Source organism: Mycoplasma sp. 13536, assembly GCF_055523495.1.
Genome location: NZ_JBVFVC010000001.1, coordinates 592,971 through 609,539, shown reverse-complemented (window position 1 = coordinate 609,539; position 16,569 = coordinate 592,971). Strand labels below are relative to the sequence as shown.

The following is a 16,569-nucleotide window of genomic DNA, read 5'->3' as shown; positions in this document are numbered from 1 at the left end:
TTATAATAATTTCTTGATTAATTTATAAATATATTTTGTTTATTTTTAGTTTCTTTTAGTTAAACTTAATAACAATAATATGGAGAATCATGAGTGATATATTATTTTATTTTACGGACGTATATGCAGGCGATAATGCCAGAATTTATCAAGCAATTAAAAACACAGAAAAAATAAATGAAACTAAATTACAAGAACTAAAAAATAAATATAAAGAGCATAATATTAAATATTTAACACTTATGGATAATATATATCCAAATAATGTATTATTAGGGAATCGCCCACCATTCATTATCTTTTATAAAGGCAATAAAGAAATTTTAACAAATCATCAAAAAGTTTATCTAGTTAATGAAACACATAATACTTTTACACAAAAATATATTCAAGATAATATTGAACAACTAGTGAAAACAACAACCTTAGTAACAAATGGTTATAAATATACTGAACTTGAATTCATTAAACAATACAAAAAATATGGTGGAACAATCATCCATATTGCAAAATGCGGACTTGATAAGTTCAACTTTGAGAATATTGATCTAAATAAAGAATTAGTTATTAGTAAATATCCGATAAACTATACTGTACAGTATGAAAATTTTAAAAGTGATAATTATTTTGCAGCTTTACTTTCAGATCAATTAATTTATTTCTCGTCAAAAGAAAAATCTAAAACCCATAATTTAGTTAATTATTTTCTAGACATTGGAAAAGAGGTCTTTTGTTTCCCAGGTTATGGGATTAATGATGGAAATAATGAATTAATTAAATCTGGAGTTAAATTAATTACTTATATAGCTGAAACTATTCAAATATAAATAAAAAACAAGTTAGAAATAACTTGCATTTTATTTATATTTATTTTGTATGTCTTTCGGTGTATACTGAAACATACTTTCTATTTCTTTTGCTTTCGTATTTAATGTAACCTGTAATTAAAGTGTAAAGGGTATCATCTGAACCACGACCAACATTCTCACCAGCATGAATTTTAGTACCCCTTTGACGGTAAATAATTGATCCAGCTGTAGCGAATTGTCCATCACCTAATTTTGCACCTAAACGTTTAGAATGCGAATCACGACCGTTCTTAGTAGAACCACCGGCTTTTGTCTTTGCCATTTTCTAATTATCCTTTGATTGAAGTTATTTTAATACGTGTGTAGGGTTGGCGGTGACCAAGTTTTCTTTTGTGAGTTGATTTTGCGTTGTGACGATATACAACAATTTTCTTTGCTTTACCTTGTTTTTCAATAACACCTGTTACAAAAGCGTTTTTAACTAAAGGAGATCCAACTTTTGAACTTTTTTCAGTAACAACAAGAAGAACTTTATCAAATTTTACTTCTGATCCTTCTTGACCTTCAAGTTTTTCAACAAAAATTGTTTGACCTTCTTTAACTAGAAGTTGTTTCCCACCGGTTTCGATAATTGCTAACATGCAATACCTCCAATAAGTGGCTCGTCCTTAAGGTGAGTTGTATACTGCTTAAACCTTTTTGGAACGGTTACTATTAAAAGTAACTTATGTATTATACAAAAAAAAATAAAATTACGTAAATAAAAAATAAAATGCATTTATAATATTTATTATGCAAGTAAAAACATACAAAGAAAAAATAAAAGATTTATGTTTAGTAAATACTTGAGACTTTGGTTTATTTGAAAGATATGTACAGTTAATTGAAGAAAAAAATAAAGTTATGAATTTAACTGGTTTTAGCGGTGAAAAACTGTGAGAAGAAGGCATTTGAGAATCCTTGATTTTTATGCTGCAAATTACAAAGGATAAACAAAATACCACAATTTTAGATATTGGGGCAGGAGCAGGTTTTCCTTCAATTCCTTATGTTTTAACTAAACCTCAAAACAAAGTTTATATTTATGAACCATTGCAAAAAAGAGTTAACTTCTTAAATTTAGTAATTGATGAATTAAACTTAAGAAGTTATGTAGAAATAAAACAAACAAGAGTTGAAGATGTTAAAGAGAAGAATTTATTCGATATAGTTACTGCAAGGGCTGTTTCAAGTATAAGGGGTTTATTAATGTCTTCGTTTCACTTAGTAAAAGTTAAAGGACAAATGATTTTGCTAAAAAGTAAAAAATACCAAGAAGAGATAAATGATGCTCAAGATATTTTACAAAAACTTAATTATAGTTTAAAAATAGAAGATTTGATATTAACGAATGATACGCGGGAAAATAAAATTGTTACAATAACTAAAAATAGATCGACCCCTAGCGAATTTCCATATCCATGGAAAGAAATTAAAAAATCATTAAAATAAAAGCAAGGGTAAATATCCTTGCTTTTATCCTATAATTATTTAATTTCTAAATAAATTATTCTTTTTTAAATAATCATATTCTTGAACTGTTTCTTCAAGTTTTGCAATACAGTATTCATCACTGAAAGGCATAATATCTTGAGCATGAATCCATAAAATTGTTAAATAATATACTAAAATCTTTTGTTGAACCAAATATTCTTCTCAATACATATCATATTCATCTAAAAAGATTTTTTCTTGTTCTTTAGTTAAAAATGATCCACAAATAAAATAAGCTAGATCAAAATGCTTATCACCCATTGAAGCATATTCTCAATCAATAAATAATATTTTATTGGTTTTTTTATCTAACAATAAGTTACCTTTATATAAATCGTTATGTAGCGGTCTATTATTTTCACTATGAGCTAAAATATTATTTATCCGTCTGTAATATTTATTTAATATTTCAATATTTATATTTTTTTGTTTTAAGATATTTCTGTATTCTTTAACTCTTTGGGCGTGGTTTGATTTTGGAAATTTTAACTGCGAATTATGCAACTTTAAAAAATTTTGTGCAATTTCTTTTAACTGCAACTCATCAAATTCAAATTCTTGTGATTCTATTCATTGTCATCTTATAAATTTTTCACTGTTTTCTAGTAATTTTGGTACAAATTCAAAATCTTTTAATAAGTTATAATCTAATTTATGGTTGAATTTATTAAGTTTTTTTATTTGGTAAAAGCTGCCATTATCTTTAAAACTATCATTTGTAAAACCAAGTTTAATTTTTTCCATATTAACTCCTCATGTTATATAAGATTAACATATTTTTTAAACATTTAGTAAATAAATTAACAAATATTATAATATATTTACTAAATATTTATTTTATAAAAAAGACAGGTGATAACCCGTCATATCTTATATTATAAATTGGCGCGCCCGGCAGGAGTCGAACCCGCAACCTTTAGGGCCGTAACCTAACACTCTGTCCAATTGAGCTACGGACGCATATAAACTTAATGGAGGCACTAACGGGATTCGAACCCGTACTCAAGGTTTTGCAGACCCATGCCTTGGCCATTTGGCTATAGTGCCATTTGCAAAAATGCTTTATTATTATACTATATTTTTTTAAATATTAAAAGATTTTTTAATTTATTTATTTGTTTGTTTTTTGGAAAAGTAACACGCGAAATATTAACAAAATAATTATGTTTTAATTTTAACATATTTTATCTAAAAAACAACATTTGCTATTAATGCAAATGTTGTTATGTCCAATGACAACTATTTAGGTCCATATATAAATCCCATGGAAAGTGAACTAATTTAATTAAAATATGGTATAAATTATTTATGAAAATCAAACATAACATAGATAAGTACAAAAACTTAACAAACTACGAACTAAAAAAACAGCAATCTCTCATATTAATTGCTGCTAATATTGAAAAATCTTTATCTCAACTTAGTTTAATTACAAAACTCAGTGTATCAACTGCAAAAAGATATAAAAAAATAATAAAAAGTAATCAAGAAATTGACATCAGTCATAAAAATAAAAATCAACAAAGAAGTTGCAAAGTTACCGATTCAGAAATTGAATTAGTGTTTAAAGATTATTTAAAAACATGTGAAATTATTTTAAATAGCGTTCTAACAAATAACCAACTTTCGTTTAAAAGTTATTATTATTCAGAATATGGTTCTTTTATAAGGCAAAAAATTTCTTACAAAACTTTGGTAAGAAGATTCAACCAATTAGGATTATTTAATATACATACAACCAAAAGAGGAAGAAAAATAGCAAAATTATCAAAGAAGAAAACTTCACAAGAGACAACATTGCTATTAAAAAAATATTATAAACAAATTAAACAAAATGAAAAACAAAGACAAGTTTTGGGTCTAAAGAAAAATTTAGAATTTGGTGAAATTGTTGAAATCGATGCTCAGCTTGAACCATATTTAAAAAATAATAAACCATTCTATCTTTATCATGCAATTGATGTTGCCACTGGAACATTATTAGCAGCATGATTTGAAGAACAAGAAACAACATTAGGATATCAAAGACTGTTAGAAATAGTATTTAAGAAATATGGATTTCCAAAGAAAATTTATACTGATAAAAGAAGAACTTTTTGGGGAAACGAAAACACACAAACAATTTTTGAAAAAGATTTAAATAAAAAAGGAATAGAAGTGCTCAGTTCATCTAATCCCAAACATAAACCACACGTTGAGAGATCTTTTAGAACATCATTAGATAAATACCCATTATTAATTCATGAAAACAGATATAAAGATATTAACGATTTAAAGCAAAATAACGAAGTATTTCAAAATTATTACAACACAAGGAATAAAAAAATAATTTCTAAACATAATGTCTTTCAAAAAGAAGGAAAGAAAAACGGCAATTGAGCCGTTGATTTAGAGATTAATAGAAAAGTTTTAAATGGTGTTGTTAGATACCAAGGTAAAAACCTTGCAGCTTTCGATATGCATGACAAAAGGATTATATTTCCTTATAATTCTGATGTTGTGTTAGTACATTCTTCTGATGATAATTTGTATTTTAAATATAATGGAAAAAAATACTTTGCCAAAGAACCTAATGGAAAATATCTAAGCTTTACAGAAATGTGAGCTCTTGAGAAAGGTTTAGATTATTCTATCCCTGCCGTTGGAAAACTAGCATTTATCCATAAGAAAACAAACTCATTTTTTAAAACTCTTGAATTATACATCTCAAAGTTTAATAGTGTCTCTGTGAATGCACAAGGAAATAACCTTGAAGCCAATAAGATTATGGCTGAGTATTTAGAGATACTTCGAACATTACACAGAAGCATCAATGATGAAATAAAAATTGATGCATATTAATTTTAATATTTTTTAATAAAAAAGAGAATAATAAAAATAGAAAACACAGGCTCGTGTTTTTTGGAGGTTTTGCTTACTTTTTCAAAAGTAAGGCTCCCTTGATTGCAATCAAGGGCGGGGGGGTTTAAAAATCTTTTTGTTTCATTTTGAAATTTTATAGTTAATGTAATGATATAAATAATTATGTTCTGATTTTTTAGACAGTAAAAACATCAAAAAATATATAAATTTTCCAATTTAGTTGCCAAAGAAGAAAAAATTTTTTTTGGTTTGTTTTTTTCGTTATCTTTTTTTGCAACAAACGAATCCATAATATAAATCAAAAAATAAAAAATAATTAACCCCAACAGTCTGGGCAGAAAATTAAAAAAGTGGTTCAAAAAAGTAGTTATTCTACACTAAAAAACAACATTTGCTATTAATGCAAATGTTGTTATCTTATTTTAAAATAATTGAAAACTTTTTAAACTTCCATTACTCCAAAAATTCCTTTGTTCTTACGATAATTTAAAATATTACGAATTGAAACTATAGGGATAACCAAATCAATGAAATAAAGAAGTTTTATTTTAGGTTCTTTAAAATCTAGCAAGGAAAAAACAGAAATATAATTAGGAATAAATCTAATTAAATAAATACTAAAGAAAACTATAAAAATAATAAAGAAAAGATGGTTTAAATCAAAATATTGAAATGAAACTATTTGGTTATAAAACACACTAAAAGCCAATATAAGAGACAAAAATCCAAATACATGCCAAATTAATTTATAAATAGTTTCTAAATAAAGCATATGTTTTGTAATATTAGTATCATTTGATTCTTGTTCTCTATCTTTTATTTCCTTTGCTAAATTATTTACATTTGATCAAGCTACAATGTAGGGGAAGCTTGCAAAAAATAAGTAGGGAGATTTTTTCCACGGCTTGTTTTCTTTAACGATTATTTCGTTATATAGTTCTGCAGAATGAGCTGAAATATACATAAAAGGATAAGAGATAATTACTATAATTGACCCACCAACTAATATAGTAGGAACTAATATAGATAACATTATATTATATATTATGTTTGTGGAGTAATGATCTGATATTACATATATAGAATTTGTACCCACTATTACAAATATCCCAACCAGCATTAAAGCAAATAAGATTCCAAAGGTGTCACGGAAAGAATTAATAATTCTTCATTTTTTAATTAATTCTTTAGTTGTAAAAGTACGATTAATATTATAAGATTTTGAGATTAATTTAACAATTGCTAAAATTGGATGAAATAGAAATAAAATACGATATATTTTTAAATTTAAGTTTGAAGCATGAAAATAAACATCCTTGTTTAAGCCCTTTGATAATTGGCTTCTAAATATTAGTGATAGAAACATTGATAAAAGTAATATCCCACCATAAATTAAGGTTTTTAAATCTAATCCAGTTTCCTTAACTGGTAATTCACTTTCACTAAAGGTTAAATAACCTTCAGGATTAATTAAAACTTTTGTTTCAGCCCCTGATGAAGAAAAGAAAGCATTGAGAAATCCTAAGTGGATAAATAATACTAAATATGCTATTATCTTTATTATGATAAAGAAACTAATAATATAAAGTAATTTATAATTATTAGTTGTTAAAAGTAAATTTTTGAATTTAAGTTTTTCTTTCATAATTCTCCTAGTTATTTGTTGCATTTTTTATATTTTTAATATCTTGATCATTAAAAATATAAAAATTTACAGTATGGGTGGGCTTTTTGTCACTTTCATGATTTTTATATGAAGATAAAATTCCAACAATTTTTTTATCATAATATAAGGGTGATCCTAAAAATTGATTGTTTATATATGAAATATTTTTGTATGTAATATTATTGCTTGATTTTGAAATTTCCTCTGAACCAACATTAACAATTGAATTATGTTTAATAAAGTCGATAAAAAGTCTTTGGTCATGTAAAATAGAAGTGTTTTGTATTGGGGTATAAGATATTGCATGTTTTTTCTCAATGTTTGCAGCACCCATTGAAGAAAGCGAGTCTAGTAGTTCATTACTTTGATTTAATTGTTCAAAAATTGGGTTATTACCATGTCCTGGGGCTTTAATAGTCCTATTATCTCAATTATTAGATAAACTAAAGCTATAAAGTGAAAAAACAAGATAATCCTCAGTGCTTAAAACTACGTCAAACTTAGTTGTTGCATAAAAGAAAAATGCAGGGCGAGCAAGAACATCTATTAATGTCGAGAGGCTTATATCCACTTCTTTTTGATTTAAATCTTTTAAGTCACTTCTACTTGTTATAAAATAAAGTTTTCCGTTATTATTATTTAAATATGTAGATGCGAATGTTTTATATGATTCCTCATTACCATTTTTTGCTCTTATAATGGTTTCAAAAACCGAATTATTTTTGTTTCTGTTTTCTTCATAATGGAGCTCATTAAGTTTTCTTTCATTAATAGTAATATAAGAACAAGAGGCAGAAAAGGTTATTGCTGGAGTTATTGCTCCAATAAGTGCAAAAGATTTATATATTAACGTTTTTATTTTTGTTTTAGTCATTAATATGCTCCTTTAAATAATTGTTATTATAATTATTGCATTGAATCAAATTTACTTATGGTTATGTAAAGTTAATTAAAATTCAATAATTTTGCTTAATTATTAATAATTATACTTTAATTTTGATATATATATTTATTATTTTATAATAATGAACTTTAATGTTTTTTGGAAAAGTCACACGCGAGATATTAACAAAATAATTGTCTTTTAATTTTAACATAATTTTTAGATAAAAAAATGTATGAGAAAACAGAAAACACAGCAGTGTTTTCTCGTCGGTTTTGCTTACTTTTGCCAAAAGTAAGGCCCCTTTGATTGCAATCAAAGGCGGGGGATTAAAAAAATTTTAGGTTATCTTATATTGCCGGACAACTTGTCGATAGTTATTTATTTTTTCCATCATATAATCAATTTCTTGCTGAGAGTATTTATCTAAGCTTTTTCCTTTGGGAATGTAATACCTAATTAAGCGGTGCATATTTTCTATTGAACCTTTTTGTCATGAACTATATGGTTGGCATTTAAATAATCTTTCAGTTGGAATAACCTGGTGCAATAAGACATTTTCACTACCATTATCAACTGTTAAAGTTTTAATGTCTAAGTCATGTTTCTTGATTAGTTTTAGAAGAGTTTGTTTGATAGCTTTGGAGTTACGTTTTGAGAGCATAGCATAAGACATTCTGGTTTGCCGTTCAATTATGGTCACAATACAATATGTATCATTGATTTTACCAATAACGGTGTCTAATTCAAAATGGCCGTGTTCAGAGCGATCATTAATATAAGCTGGACGTTTCGAAATTTCTGTAGCATATTTTAATGTTTTAGGTTTAGTTTGCTTCTTCTTTCTTATGCCATATTTGCCTTCAGATTTTTTAACAATATGGTCAAAATCAAGGAAATAAGGGTATTTTTTGATTATTTTATAAATTGTACTAGGTGAAGGAGCAAATTCATCATGGGATAATTTTTTAAAAGAATTCACAAGATAGGTAACTGATTTCTTAACTTCTTTTTGCTGCAAATTCTTTTTATTTCTATTTTTATTGTATGTATTAAGCTCACTATACCAATATTTTCTGTAGGCCTTTCATTTCTCTTTAATTGTATCACTTACAAAAAAGAGTCGCGAAAATGAATAACCTAATAAATGTTCGTATAGTTTAGTAAAATTAAGGGTTTTAACCCACATTACTCTTTTTGAACACTTAGGACAAACATAGCGATTTTGTTTATCTAAACTAAGTGGTTTGCGATTTGTAATAATTTTAATTTTACTTTTTATACTTCGAATGTCTCTATCAAAAATCTTAGCTACTTCTTGGATTGAGAAGCCTTCAGAAAGTTCTTGTAAAATATTATAAAGTTGTTCTAGATCGATTTGATCTGATCTTAATTTTCGTTGTGTCCCAAGAGCTCCTTGCATTTTCAAGATAGTGTTGTAATTCTCTTCGATTTTAAAATGTTGATATTTATTTTCTTTTCGATATTTGTCAAAAACACAAATATATTTTTCTAAATTTTTCATATAATTTTAAGGTCTCCTTTATTTTTTGAAAAATTATCAATACAACTATTTTATTACAAGGCAGACAAAAACAATGTCACATGCAAAAAACTTGCATGTGACATTTCCAATTAATAAAATTATAATTCTTATATTTTATGTCCAAAATCATTATTATCAGCTTCTTTTCATTTTGATATAGATTAGAAATTAGAACAGAAATAAGTTTATTAACTCAGCGAGAAATTCTTACTATAATTTCTCAATTACATATATAATATATAAGTATGAAAAAAGCAAAAATTAGAAATATTTTTATGTTTTTTACCGCTAGTGTTTTTTGCTTCACTACCGCAATATCTTGTTCCTCAAATATAATTACTGCAAATCAAATTAATGATGTCAAGAAAAATATATTTAACGTAAATATTTACAATAATAATCAAATCAAAACAACATTTACAAGTACATTAATTAAAGAAGATGCAGATAAATTGATTTTCTTAACCACATCACATTCATTTAAAGCTTTAAATATAAATGAATCTAAAGAGTACAACTTATCAGTTAAATTAATACAGTTTTATGACATAAAAAAAGAAATAAATTTAAATTCTAAAATAACTATTATTTATGATAATAAAGATGAAGATATCGCTATATTCACAATAAATAAAACATATGAATTTGATAATATAACCACAACTAAAAATTTAAATTTTAATTCTTTTGAAAATAAAATAACTCAAATAAACTTTTTGTATAGCCTTGGTTTTGTAACATTGTTAGATGATAATTTTAATCAAAGTTCACATAATTTATTTTTTTACCTTAAAGAAAAAGAAAGTGAATTTTTAGAACCAAATTTGTTATTTGTCAAAGACATTGAATACAATAGTGGAGCTTCTGGTTCACCCACCACTAATATATAAAGACAATATTATAGGAATTTACTTAGGTAAAAAAATTAATAATGGTAAGCTAACCCCATTCTTTAAACTATTTAGTAATACAATTGTTTCAGCACTTACTAATTCATTAAAAATAAATAACTAACTAAACAATATCATGACAAATATAAATTATCATTGTTGTTTAACAATTATATGGTTGTGGTTATTTATTGGAATAAATTTTAAGTTGTCTGATAACCAAAAAATTAGTAATTACAAAAAAATATATTATTATATTTTTTATTTAATGAAATATATCTGATATAGAAATCTTTAGATGATTTTCAAAATGACTATTAGTTAAAAACAACTTCCCCATTAAAATAAGGAAGTTGTTTATTTTATACTAAGAATTTATGCTCTTTCGGGTATTTAATTATATTATATATAGATACAATAGGTATAAAAATATCTAAAATATATAAAGCTTTTATGCTATTTTTTTGTTTTTTAATTAATACAAAACTTGAGATATATCTTGGAACTGTATATACAAGATAGAAACCAAATGATGCAAAGATTCATCAAATTATTAGCATGTCTAAAACTGAATGCTTTAAACCTGAAATTTTTGAAATTGCTATAATAATGGCAAATATTAATGAAACAAAAGAAAAAATATGTCATGAAGTTTTGAAAACTGAATCACTGTAAAATAACTTGTTTGTAATTTCAGTATTTTCAATTTCTGGTTCTTCATCTTTTAATTGTTTTTTAAGTTTTTCAATATTATAGTATGCTTTTATGAAAGGAAATGGCATGAAAAATACAAAACCAGCCACAGTTCAATTACTTTGTGTTTTATTTCTAATTTCATTATAAACTTCAGCAGAATAAGCACTAATTAAAACTACAGGAAGTAGTGCAACAAATACTATAAATAAAACTAATGCAATAATTAAGATAATTACAAACAACGCAAACGAAGCACCACTAATACCAGGATTTCCTCCGGTAAGTGCATAAGTTGTTTTTATTATTCAAATTCCCAATATAACTACACCCATACCAAGTAAAACAGCCATTGTATCACGAGTAATATTGAGTATTTTCCATTTTTTAATTAGTTGTTCAGTAGTTCATCCTGTACCTAATGAGTAAGATTTAGATATTAATTTAATAATACCTAACGTTGGCCAACAAATAAGTAGAGTTCTGTAAAGACTTAAACTAAACCCCGAAACAGTAAACCTTGCATCGTTTCTTAATTTAACAGCTAATGTAATTCTTATAATTAAAGATGATATACCTATAATTATAGCAAATAAGAATAATAAAGTTGAGTTATCAGTAGGCAAATTACCTGCTTGCAGCCAATTTTCATTTGTGTTTACTAGCTCAATATATCCTTCTGGGTACCTTAGAACTCTATCACCAGCAAAATAATCTGGTTGTAGGCTTGTAGGATTTAGGCTTGTGAATATAAGAATTCCAAGAATAATCTTTATAATTGTTAAAGCAGCTAGTAAGAAAACAAATTTGTACTTTGTGTCTGTTAAAATATAATTCTTAAATTTTATCTTATTAAGCACCATTGCCTCCTTTTAGTTTTGCATCGTTTATTGCTTTTTTGATATTTGAAATTTCATTTTGTGTAAAGAGATGGAATGTTACTGAATGGGTTTGATTTTGATTAGTTTCATTATTTTTATATTTAGTTAATATACCAACTATTTTCTTGTCATAAAATAGTGGACTACCAAAAAATTGATTGTTAATAAAAGCAGGATTTGTATACACTAACTCATTAGCTTTCTTTGATTTTACCTCAGAAATAGGACTAACAATTGATTTTAAGATATTAAATACACTAAATAAGGGCTGTCTATATAAAAGTGAATTGCTATGAATTGGTGTATATGAAATAATCTTGTCATTTTGCAGTGTTGTTCCGTCAATAGCATCAAAACCACCAATTAGGTTATGTTGTGGTTGCAGTTCTTTTAATAAGGGTTGCGATAAGGTTCAACGTACATCAATTGGTTTTTTCAAAATATCTGTTGATAATTGTTTTTCATCCAATGAATAAATAAAATAATTATCTGTAGAGTGTATAACATTAAATTTTACTTTGCCGCCAAAATAATACGTTGGAGAGTAAGTGGGTAACAGATTTGTATTCACTAGAGTTATTTCTAGCTCTTTTTGATTAATAGTATCTATATTTGGCCTACTTGCTATAAAGTATGCCATATTATTTTCTTTTGTAAGAAAAGTAGATGTAAAACTCAAATATGAACTTAAAACATCTCCACGACCTGGAACTTTAAGAATTGTTTCAAAAACTGATGAATGTTTTGCTTCATTATCATTGTATGATTTTATAAAAGCATTAATATCAGAACTGTTATTTGAGCAAGATACAACAACTGGAAGAATACTAGTTGCCGATAAACTAACAATAATTTTTCCAATTTTTTTAGATTTAAGTAATTTCATTAATTACCTCAATATAATCTACTGTAGTACAGATAATTAGCCCAAGCTTTTAACTTTTGAGATATATTAGTGTTTGTTTTTGTCATAAATTCCTTTCAATGTAAATTATGTTTTTAATACAAAATTTACTATATAAATGTATAAAAATAAAATTCTCTGTTGTTATTCATTTAATAGCATAAAAATTATATCAAAAAAAAAAAAAAAACTTGGTAGGGCTTTTTAGAGATATTTGAGTTTTTTTGTGATATTGGTTTTACAAATTAAAAAACTATGCAGCAGTTATAAACAATAATGTCACAGTATAAATGTTGCTATTTTCTGCTAAAATTAAATTATTATATATTAAAGGAATCATTATGAATAAAATTGAAAAGTTAATTAGAGAATTATGTCCAGGCGGTGTTGGGTATAAACCATTATGAGAAATAACATCTTGAAACAAAAAGTTTCAAGATGTTGAATCATATAAACAAAAACATATTTATAAATACAAAAAATATTTTAGTGCTAATGAACTAAAAGATTTAGCAAGTAATGATGGAACAATTAAAATATTAACTACTAACCAAAGTGATTTATATGCTAATGAAGATGATATAAAACAGTATATAAGCGAAGCAGAGATCATTTGCATACCTACAGGAGGAAATGCAATTGTACAATATTACAATGGCAAATTCATAACTGGTGGTAATTTAATTGGAAAATCAAATGATCCAGATAAAATAAATATTAAGTATGTATACTATGTTCTTCTTAATAAACTTAACTTAATAAGTTCTTATTATCGGGGTGCTGGTATTAAACACCCTGACATGACAAAGATCTTGGAAATCTTAATACCCCTCCCGCCCCGCGCGATCCAGGATGAAATTATTAAAATTCTTGATAATTTCACAGAACTTACCACAGAACTTACCACAGAACTTAAATATCGTAAGCAACAATACGAGTATTACCGGGATAAATTATTAACTTTTGATGATTCAAAAGTTAAGGTTGAGTATAAAAGAATTGATCAATTATTTAAATTAAGTAGAGGAATTGTTATCTCTAAAGATTATATTAGAGATAACCCAGGAGAATATCCAGTATATTCATCACAAACGGAAAATAACGGTGAACTTGGCAAAATTAATACGTACCAATATGATGGAGAATATATTACCTGGACCACTGACGGAGCACATGCTGGAACAGTATTTTATCGCACTGGTAAATTTAATATTACTAATATTTGTGGATTATTAGATCTTAAAACAAATGATAATATAAAATACTTGTATTATTCATTATCCATTCGTACAAAAGAACATGTAAATATCGGAATGGGTAATGCCAAACTAATGAGTAATGTCATGGCTGGTATTCAAATTCCCCTTCCACCACTTCCAGTCCAAAACCGCCTTGCTGATGTATTAGAAAACTTTGAACAAATTTGTCATGATCTCAAAATTGGCTTACCTTCTGAAATAAATCTTAGACAAAAACAATATGAATATTATAGAGATCTCTTATTATCATTTAATATTAATGATATTGAGAGAGAGAGAGAAGATAATTCCGGATTAACCAAACTCTTTGAATATGTCTTTGGTTTTGAACTCGTTAGTTTTGGGTATGAGGTTAAATATAAACCTTTATGAGAAATAACTACTTGAAACAAAAAGTTTCAGGATGTTGCTTCTCATAAACAACAAGATATTTATAAATACAAAAAATATTTTAGTGCGAAAGAACTAAAAGATTTAGCAGATGATAAAGGTACAATTAAAATCCTAACTACTAATAAAAGCAACATATTTGCTAACGAATCAAAAGTTAGCAAATATGTTGATGAGCAAGAAGTAGTTTACCTTCCAACGGGTGGGAATGCCATAGTGCAATATTACAAAGGTAAATTCATTACTGGGGGTAATGTAATTGCATTACCTAAAGATATTAATGAACTAAACATAAGATATTTATATTATGTTTTAAATAATAAATTAGATTTAATTGAATCATATTACAGAGGTGCAGGAATCAAGCATCCACATATGCCTGATATTTTGGAAATTCTTATACCTCTCCCTCCCCTTCAACTCCAAAACAAAATAGCAAGGATCCTAGATAATTTCTCTGACTTAACAAATGATTTAACTAAAGGCTTACCAGCTGAAATAAATCTTAGACATAAACAATATGAATATTATAGAGATAGATTATTGAATTTTAAAGAAGATAAATAGCGTCAATCTGTATTATAGATTGCCGCTATTTTTATTGTTTATTTCTTGAAAATATTTTTTTAAAATTTGTTAATTGTTCCTCTTGCAATAATTCACCAAGTCTATTTATAATAATATTACCATTATCTGTTTCATCAAGATATAAAACTTCTTTGCAAAAACAATTTCAAAACCTTTTATTTTTGTAAGCTAAATAATTTTTTGAAGAAGACGAAACAAACATAATATCTAACTTTTGCTGCATAGCAAGCGAAATTTTGTATTTGTTTTTTAAAAATATTACTTTTAATTTATCACTGAAATTATTAATTTCAATTTTGTCAAGCAATAAAATTGCATCAAGCAAGTAATAATTAAAAATAATTCTATCATTAAATTGCGATTTTTTTACAATTTTAAGTAGTTCGTTAAGGAGGTTGCGATATATTCTAAGATTGTTTATGTTTGTATTAACAAGTTCAGGCTTGAATAATGTAAAACCATTCTTATCAAAAAAATCTTTAAAATCATTTATATCATACCAACCACTAAAAGCTACAGAAATTGTTTTTTTATTAGTTGTAATGAAAAATAAATGTATTGAAAGAATCATGTAAATAATATTTATTAATAAAGTTGTAATGTTAATAAATCCAATTCCACCAAAAAAGATGAATGAGAAAATATTTTTAATAATTCAAATTATTCATGAATCTCTAAAGCCCATAACCATCATTGTTAAGGCAACTACTGATAAAGCATTAATTAATGATATTAAAATATTGCCTGCAATAAAATAATTAAAATTGCTACCGTATCTTTCGACCTTTTCTTCACCCAACAACTTAACTACTAGTTTGTTTACTTCGGGATTTGAATAATAAAAAATTATTGTAAAACAAATTGTTAAAATAATAAAAAATGATGTTGAATATATATTGGAGCGAAATGATTCAAATAATTTATTTTGATTTTTAATACGGGTTGTTTTATATCATGTTGCCAACATAATTGGAATATAAATTATAAAATTAATAAAACCATCTATTGCTAAACCTCATGAAAAAGCAAACAATGCATATAAAATTGCATTTGAAATTCCTAATCAATAGGCAATATTTTTATGCAAAGCAAAAAAGATAACTGATAAAACTCCTAAAATAGCCGATAATGAAACACTGATACCAATTATTTTTTTTCAAGTTGAAATTTCCCCTGTTCATATTCATGTTTTATAATCAAAAGAATATAAAGTATTAATTATCAAAATTAATATAAATATAATTGAAAAAATCTTTTGATAATGTTTTTTAATCGAAAATACAATATTTTTATTCATAAATTAATTATATAACATTGTTTACAAAACAAATTATTTATGGTATTATTATTAAAGTATCAGCTGATAGCTGCTATTTAACCAAAAATAGTAGAGGAAAGTCCGTGCTAGCACCAGCTGCGATGTTGGTAGTGTTCATGTTAAGCCTAAGAAGCTTAAGTTCAAACGACTAGTGCCACAGAGACGAGAATTGTGAAACGGGTAAACTCCATGAGCTAGAAACCCAAATTTGGTAGGGGAACTTCGAATAGAAAATGAACAATTTCGAAGAATATGCATTTAATGCATATTAGATAAATTATCAGCGCATTTATAATGTACAGAACACGGCTTATCGATACCAAAGAAAATATTTAAAAAAAATATTT

14 protein-coding genes, 2 tRNA genes and 1 other RNA gene are annotated in these 16,569 nt (G+C 25.9%); 6 read left to right on the top strand and 11 right to left on the bottom strand.

The window, feature by feature from the left end; all coding sequences use genetic code 4:
* Window positions 1-89: 89 nt before the first annotated feature.
* Window positions 90-827 (top strand): DNA-processing protein DprA, encoded by a 738-nt coding sequence (locus tag AC0B4N_RS02495; protein ID WP_465102290.1) that lies wholly within the window; start codon window positions 90-92, stop codon window positions 825-827.
* A gap of 40 nt (window positions 828-867) precedes the next feature.
* Here AC0B4N_RS02495 and rpmA read toward each other — a convergent pair whose 3' ends face one another.
* Both rpmA and rplU read right to left on the bottom strand, forming a co-directional pair.
* Window positions 868-1,131, bottom strand: coding sequence for a 50S ribosomal protein L27 (gene rpmA, locus AC0B4N_RS02490; RefSeq protein ID WP_465102289.1), 264 nt, complete (start codon window positions 1,129-1,131; stop codon window positions 868-870).
* 7 nt (window positions 1,132-1,138) lie between these two features.
* Window positions 1,139-1,450 (bottom strand): 50S ribosomal protein L21, encoded by a 312-nt coding sequence (gene rplU, locus AC0B4N_RS02485; protein ID WP_465101469.1) that lies wholly within the window; start codon window positions 1,448-1,450, stop codon window positions 1,139-1,141.
* 151 nt (window positions 1,451-1,601) lie between these two features.
* On the opposite strand from rplU, the gene rsmG reads away from it, so the two are divergent.
* Window positions 1,602-2,300: a 16S rRNA (guanine(527)-N(7))-methyltransferase RsmG gene (gene rsmG / locus AC0B4N_RS02480; RefSeq protein ID WP_465102288.1), complete on the top strand. Its 699-nt coding sequence runs from the start codon at window positions 1,602-1,604 to the stop codon at window positions 2,298-2,300.
* 39 nt (window positions 2,301-2,339) lie between these two features.
* On the opposite strand, the gene AC0B4N_RS02475 is transcribed toward rsmG, so the two are convergent.
* From AC0B4N_RS02475 to AC0B4N_RS02465, 3 genes are all read right to left on the bottom strand, one after another.
* The gene (locus AC0B4N_RS02475; RefSeq protein WP_465102287.1) at window positions 2,340-3,086 is read right to left on the bottom strand and encodes a phosphotransferase family protein; all 747 of its coding nucleotides are present in this window, start codon (window positions 3,084-3,086) and stop codon (window positions 2,340-2,342) included.
* Between the two features lie 139 nt (window positions 3,087-3,225).
* Window positions 3,226-3,302, bottom strand: a tRNA-Arg gene (locus AC0B4N_RS02470).
* 12 nt (window positions 3,303-3,314) lie between these two features.
* Window positions 3,315-3,389 (bottom strand) — tRNA-Cys (locus AC0B4N_RS02465).
* 261 nt (window positions 3,390-3,650) lie between these two features.
* On the opposite strand from AC0B4N_RS02465, the gene AC0B4N_RS02460 reads away from it, so the two are divergent.
* Window positions 3,651-5,183, top strand: coding sequence for a transposase family protein (locus AC0B4N_RS02460; protein WP_465102286.1), 1,533 nt, complete (start codon window positions 3,651-3,653; stop codon window positions 5,181-5,183).
* A gap of 463 nt (window positions 5,184-5,646) precedes the next feature.
* On the opposite strand, the gene AC0B4N_RS02455 is transcribed toward AC0B4N_RS02460, so the two are convergent.
* The 3 genes from AC0B4N_RS02455 to AC0B4N_RS02445 all read right to left on the bottom strand — a co-directional run bounded on the left by AC0B4N_RS02455 (window position 5,647) and on the right by AC0B4N_RS02445 (window position 9,278).
* On the bottom strand, window positions 5,647-6,849 hold the full coding sequence (locus AC0B4N_RS02455; protein ID WP_465102285.1) for a hypothetical protein: 1,203 nt from the start codon (window positions 6,847-6,849) through the stop codon (window positions 5,647-5,649).
* A gap of 7 nt (window positions 6,850-6,856) precedes the next feature.
* Complete coding sequence (locus AC0B4N_RS02450) at window positions 6,857-7,744, bottom strand: hypothetical protein (protein WP_465102284.1); 888 nt, start codon at window positions 7,742-7,744, stop codon at window positions 6,857-6,859.
* Between the two features lie 349 nt (window positions 7,745-8,093).
* Window positions 8,094-9,278: an IS30 family transposase gene (locus AC0B4N_RS02445; protein ID WP_465102283.1), complete on the bottom strand. Its 1,185-nt coding sequence runs from the start codon at window positions 9,276-9,278 to the stop codon at window positions 8,094-8,096.
* Window positions 9,279-9,544: 266 nt separating this feature from the next.
* On the opposite strand from AC0B4N_RS02445, the gene AC0B4N_RS02440 reads away from it, so the two are divergent.
* Window positions 9,545-10,189, top strand: a complete 645-nt coding sequence (locus tag AC0B4N_RS02440) for a hypothetical protein (protein WP_465102282.1) — start codon at window positions 9,545-9,547, stop codon at window positions 10,187-10,189.
* A 362-nt stretch (window positions 10,190-10,551) separates the two neighbouring features.
* On the opposite strand, the gene AC0B4N_RS02435 is transcribed toward AC0B4N_RS02440, so the two are convergent.
* A complete protein-coding gene (locus tag AC0B4N_RS02435; RefSeq protein WP_465102281.1) occupies window positions 10,552-11,745 on the bottom strand; it encodes a hypothetical protein in 1,194 nt (397 codons plus the stop codon).
* Complete coding sequence (locus AC0B4N_RS02430) at window positions 11,735-12,649, bottom strand: hypothetical protein (protein ID WP_465102280.1); 915 nt, start codon at window positions 12,647-12,649, stop codon at window positions 11,735-11,737. The genes AC0B4N_RS02435 and AC0B4N_RS02430 overlap by 11 nt, the downstream gene beginning before the upstream one ends.
* Before the next feature lie 359 nt (window positions 12,650-13,008).
* Here AC0B4N_RS02430 and AC0B4N_RS02425 point away from each other — a divergent pair, with 359 nt between their 5' ends.
* Window positions 13,009-14,883 (top strand): restriction endonuclease subunit S, encoded by a 1,875-nt coding sequence (locus AC0B4N_RS02425; RefSeq protein WP_465102279.1) that lies wholly within the window; start codon window positions 13,009-13,011, stop codon window positions 14,881-14,883.
* A gap of 31 nt (window positions 14,884-14,914) precedes the next feature.
* Here AC0B4N_RS02425 and AC0B4N_RS02420 read toward each other — a convergent pair whose 3' ends face one another.
* Complete coding sequence (locus AC0B4N_RS02420) at window positions 14,915-16,201, bottom strand: nicotinamide mononucleotide transporter family protein (protein ID WP_465102278.1); 1,287 nt, start codon at window positions 16,199-16,201, stop codon at window positions 14,915-14,917.
* Between the two features lie 55 nt (window positions 16,202-16,256).
* Here AC0B4N_RS02420 and rnpB point away from each other — a divergent pair.
* An RNA gene (gene rnpB / locus AC0B4N_RS02415) (RNase P RNA component class B) lies at window positions 16,257-16,540 on the top strand.
* Window positions 16,541-16,569: the final 29 nt, after the last annotated feature.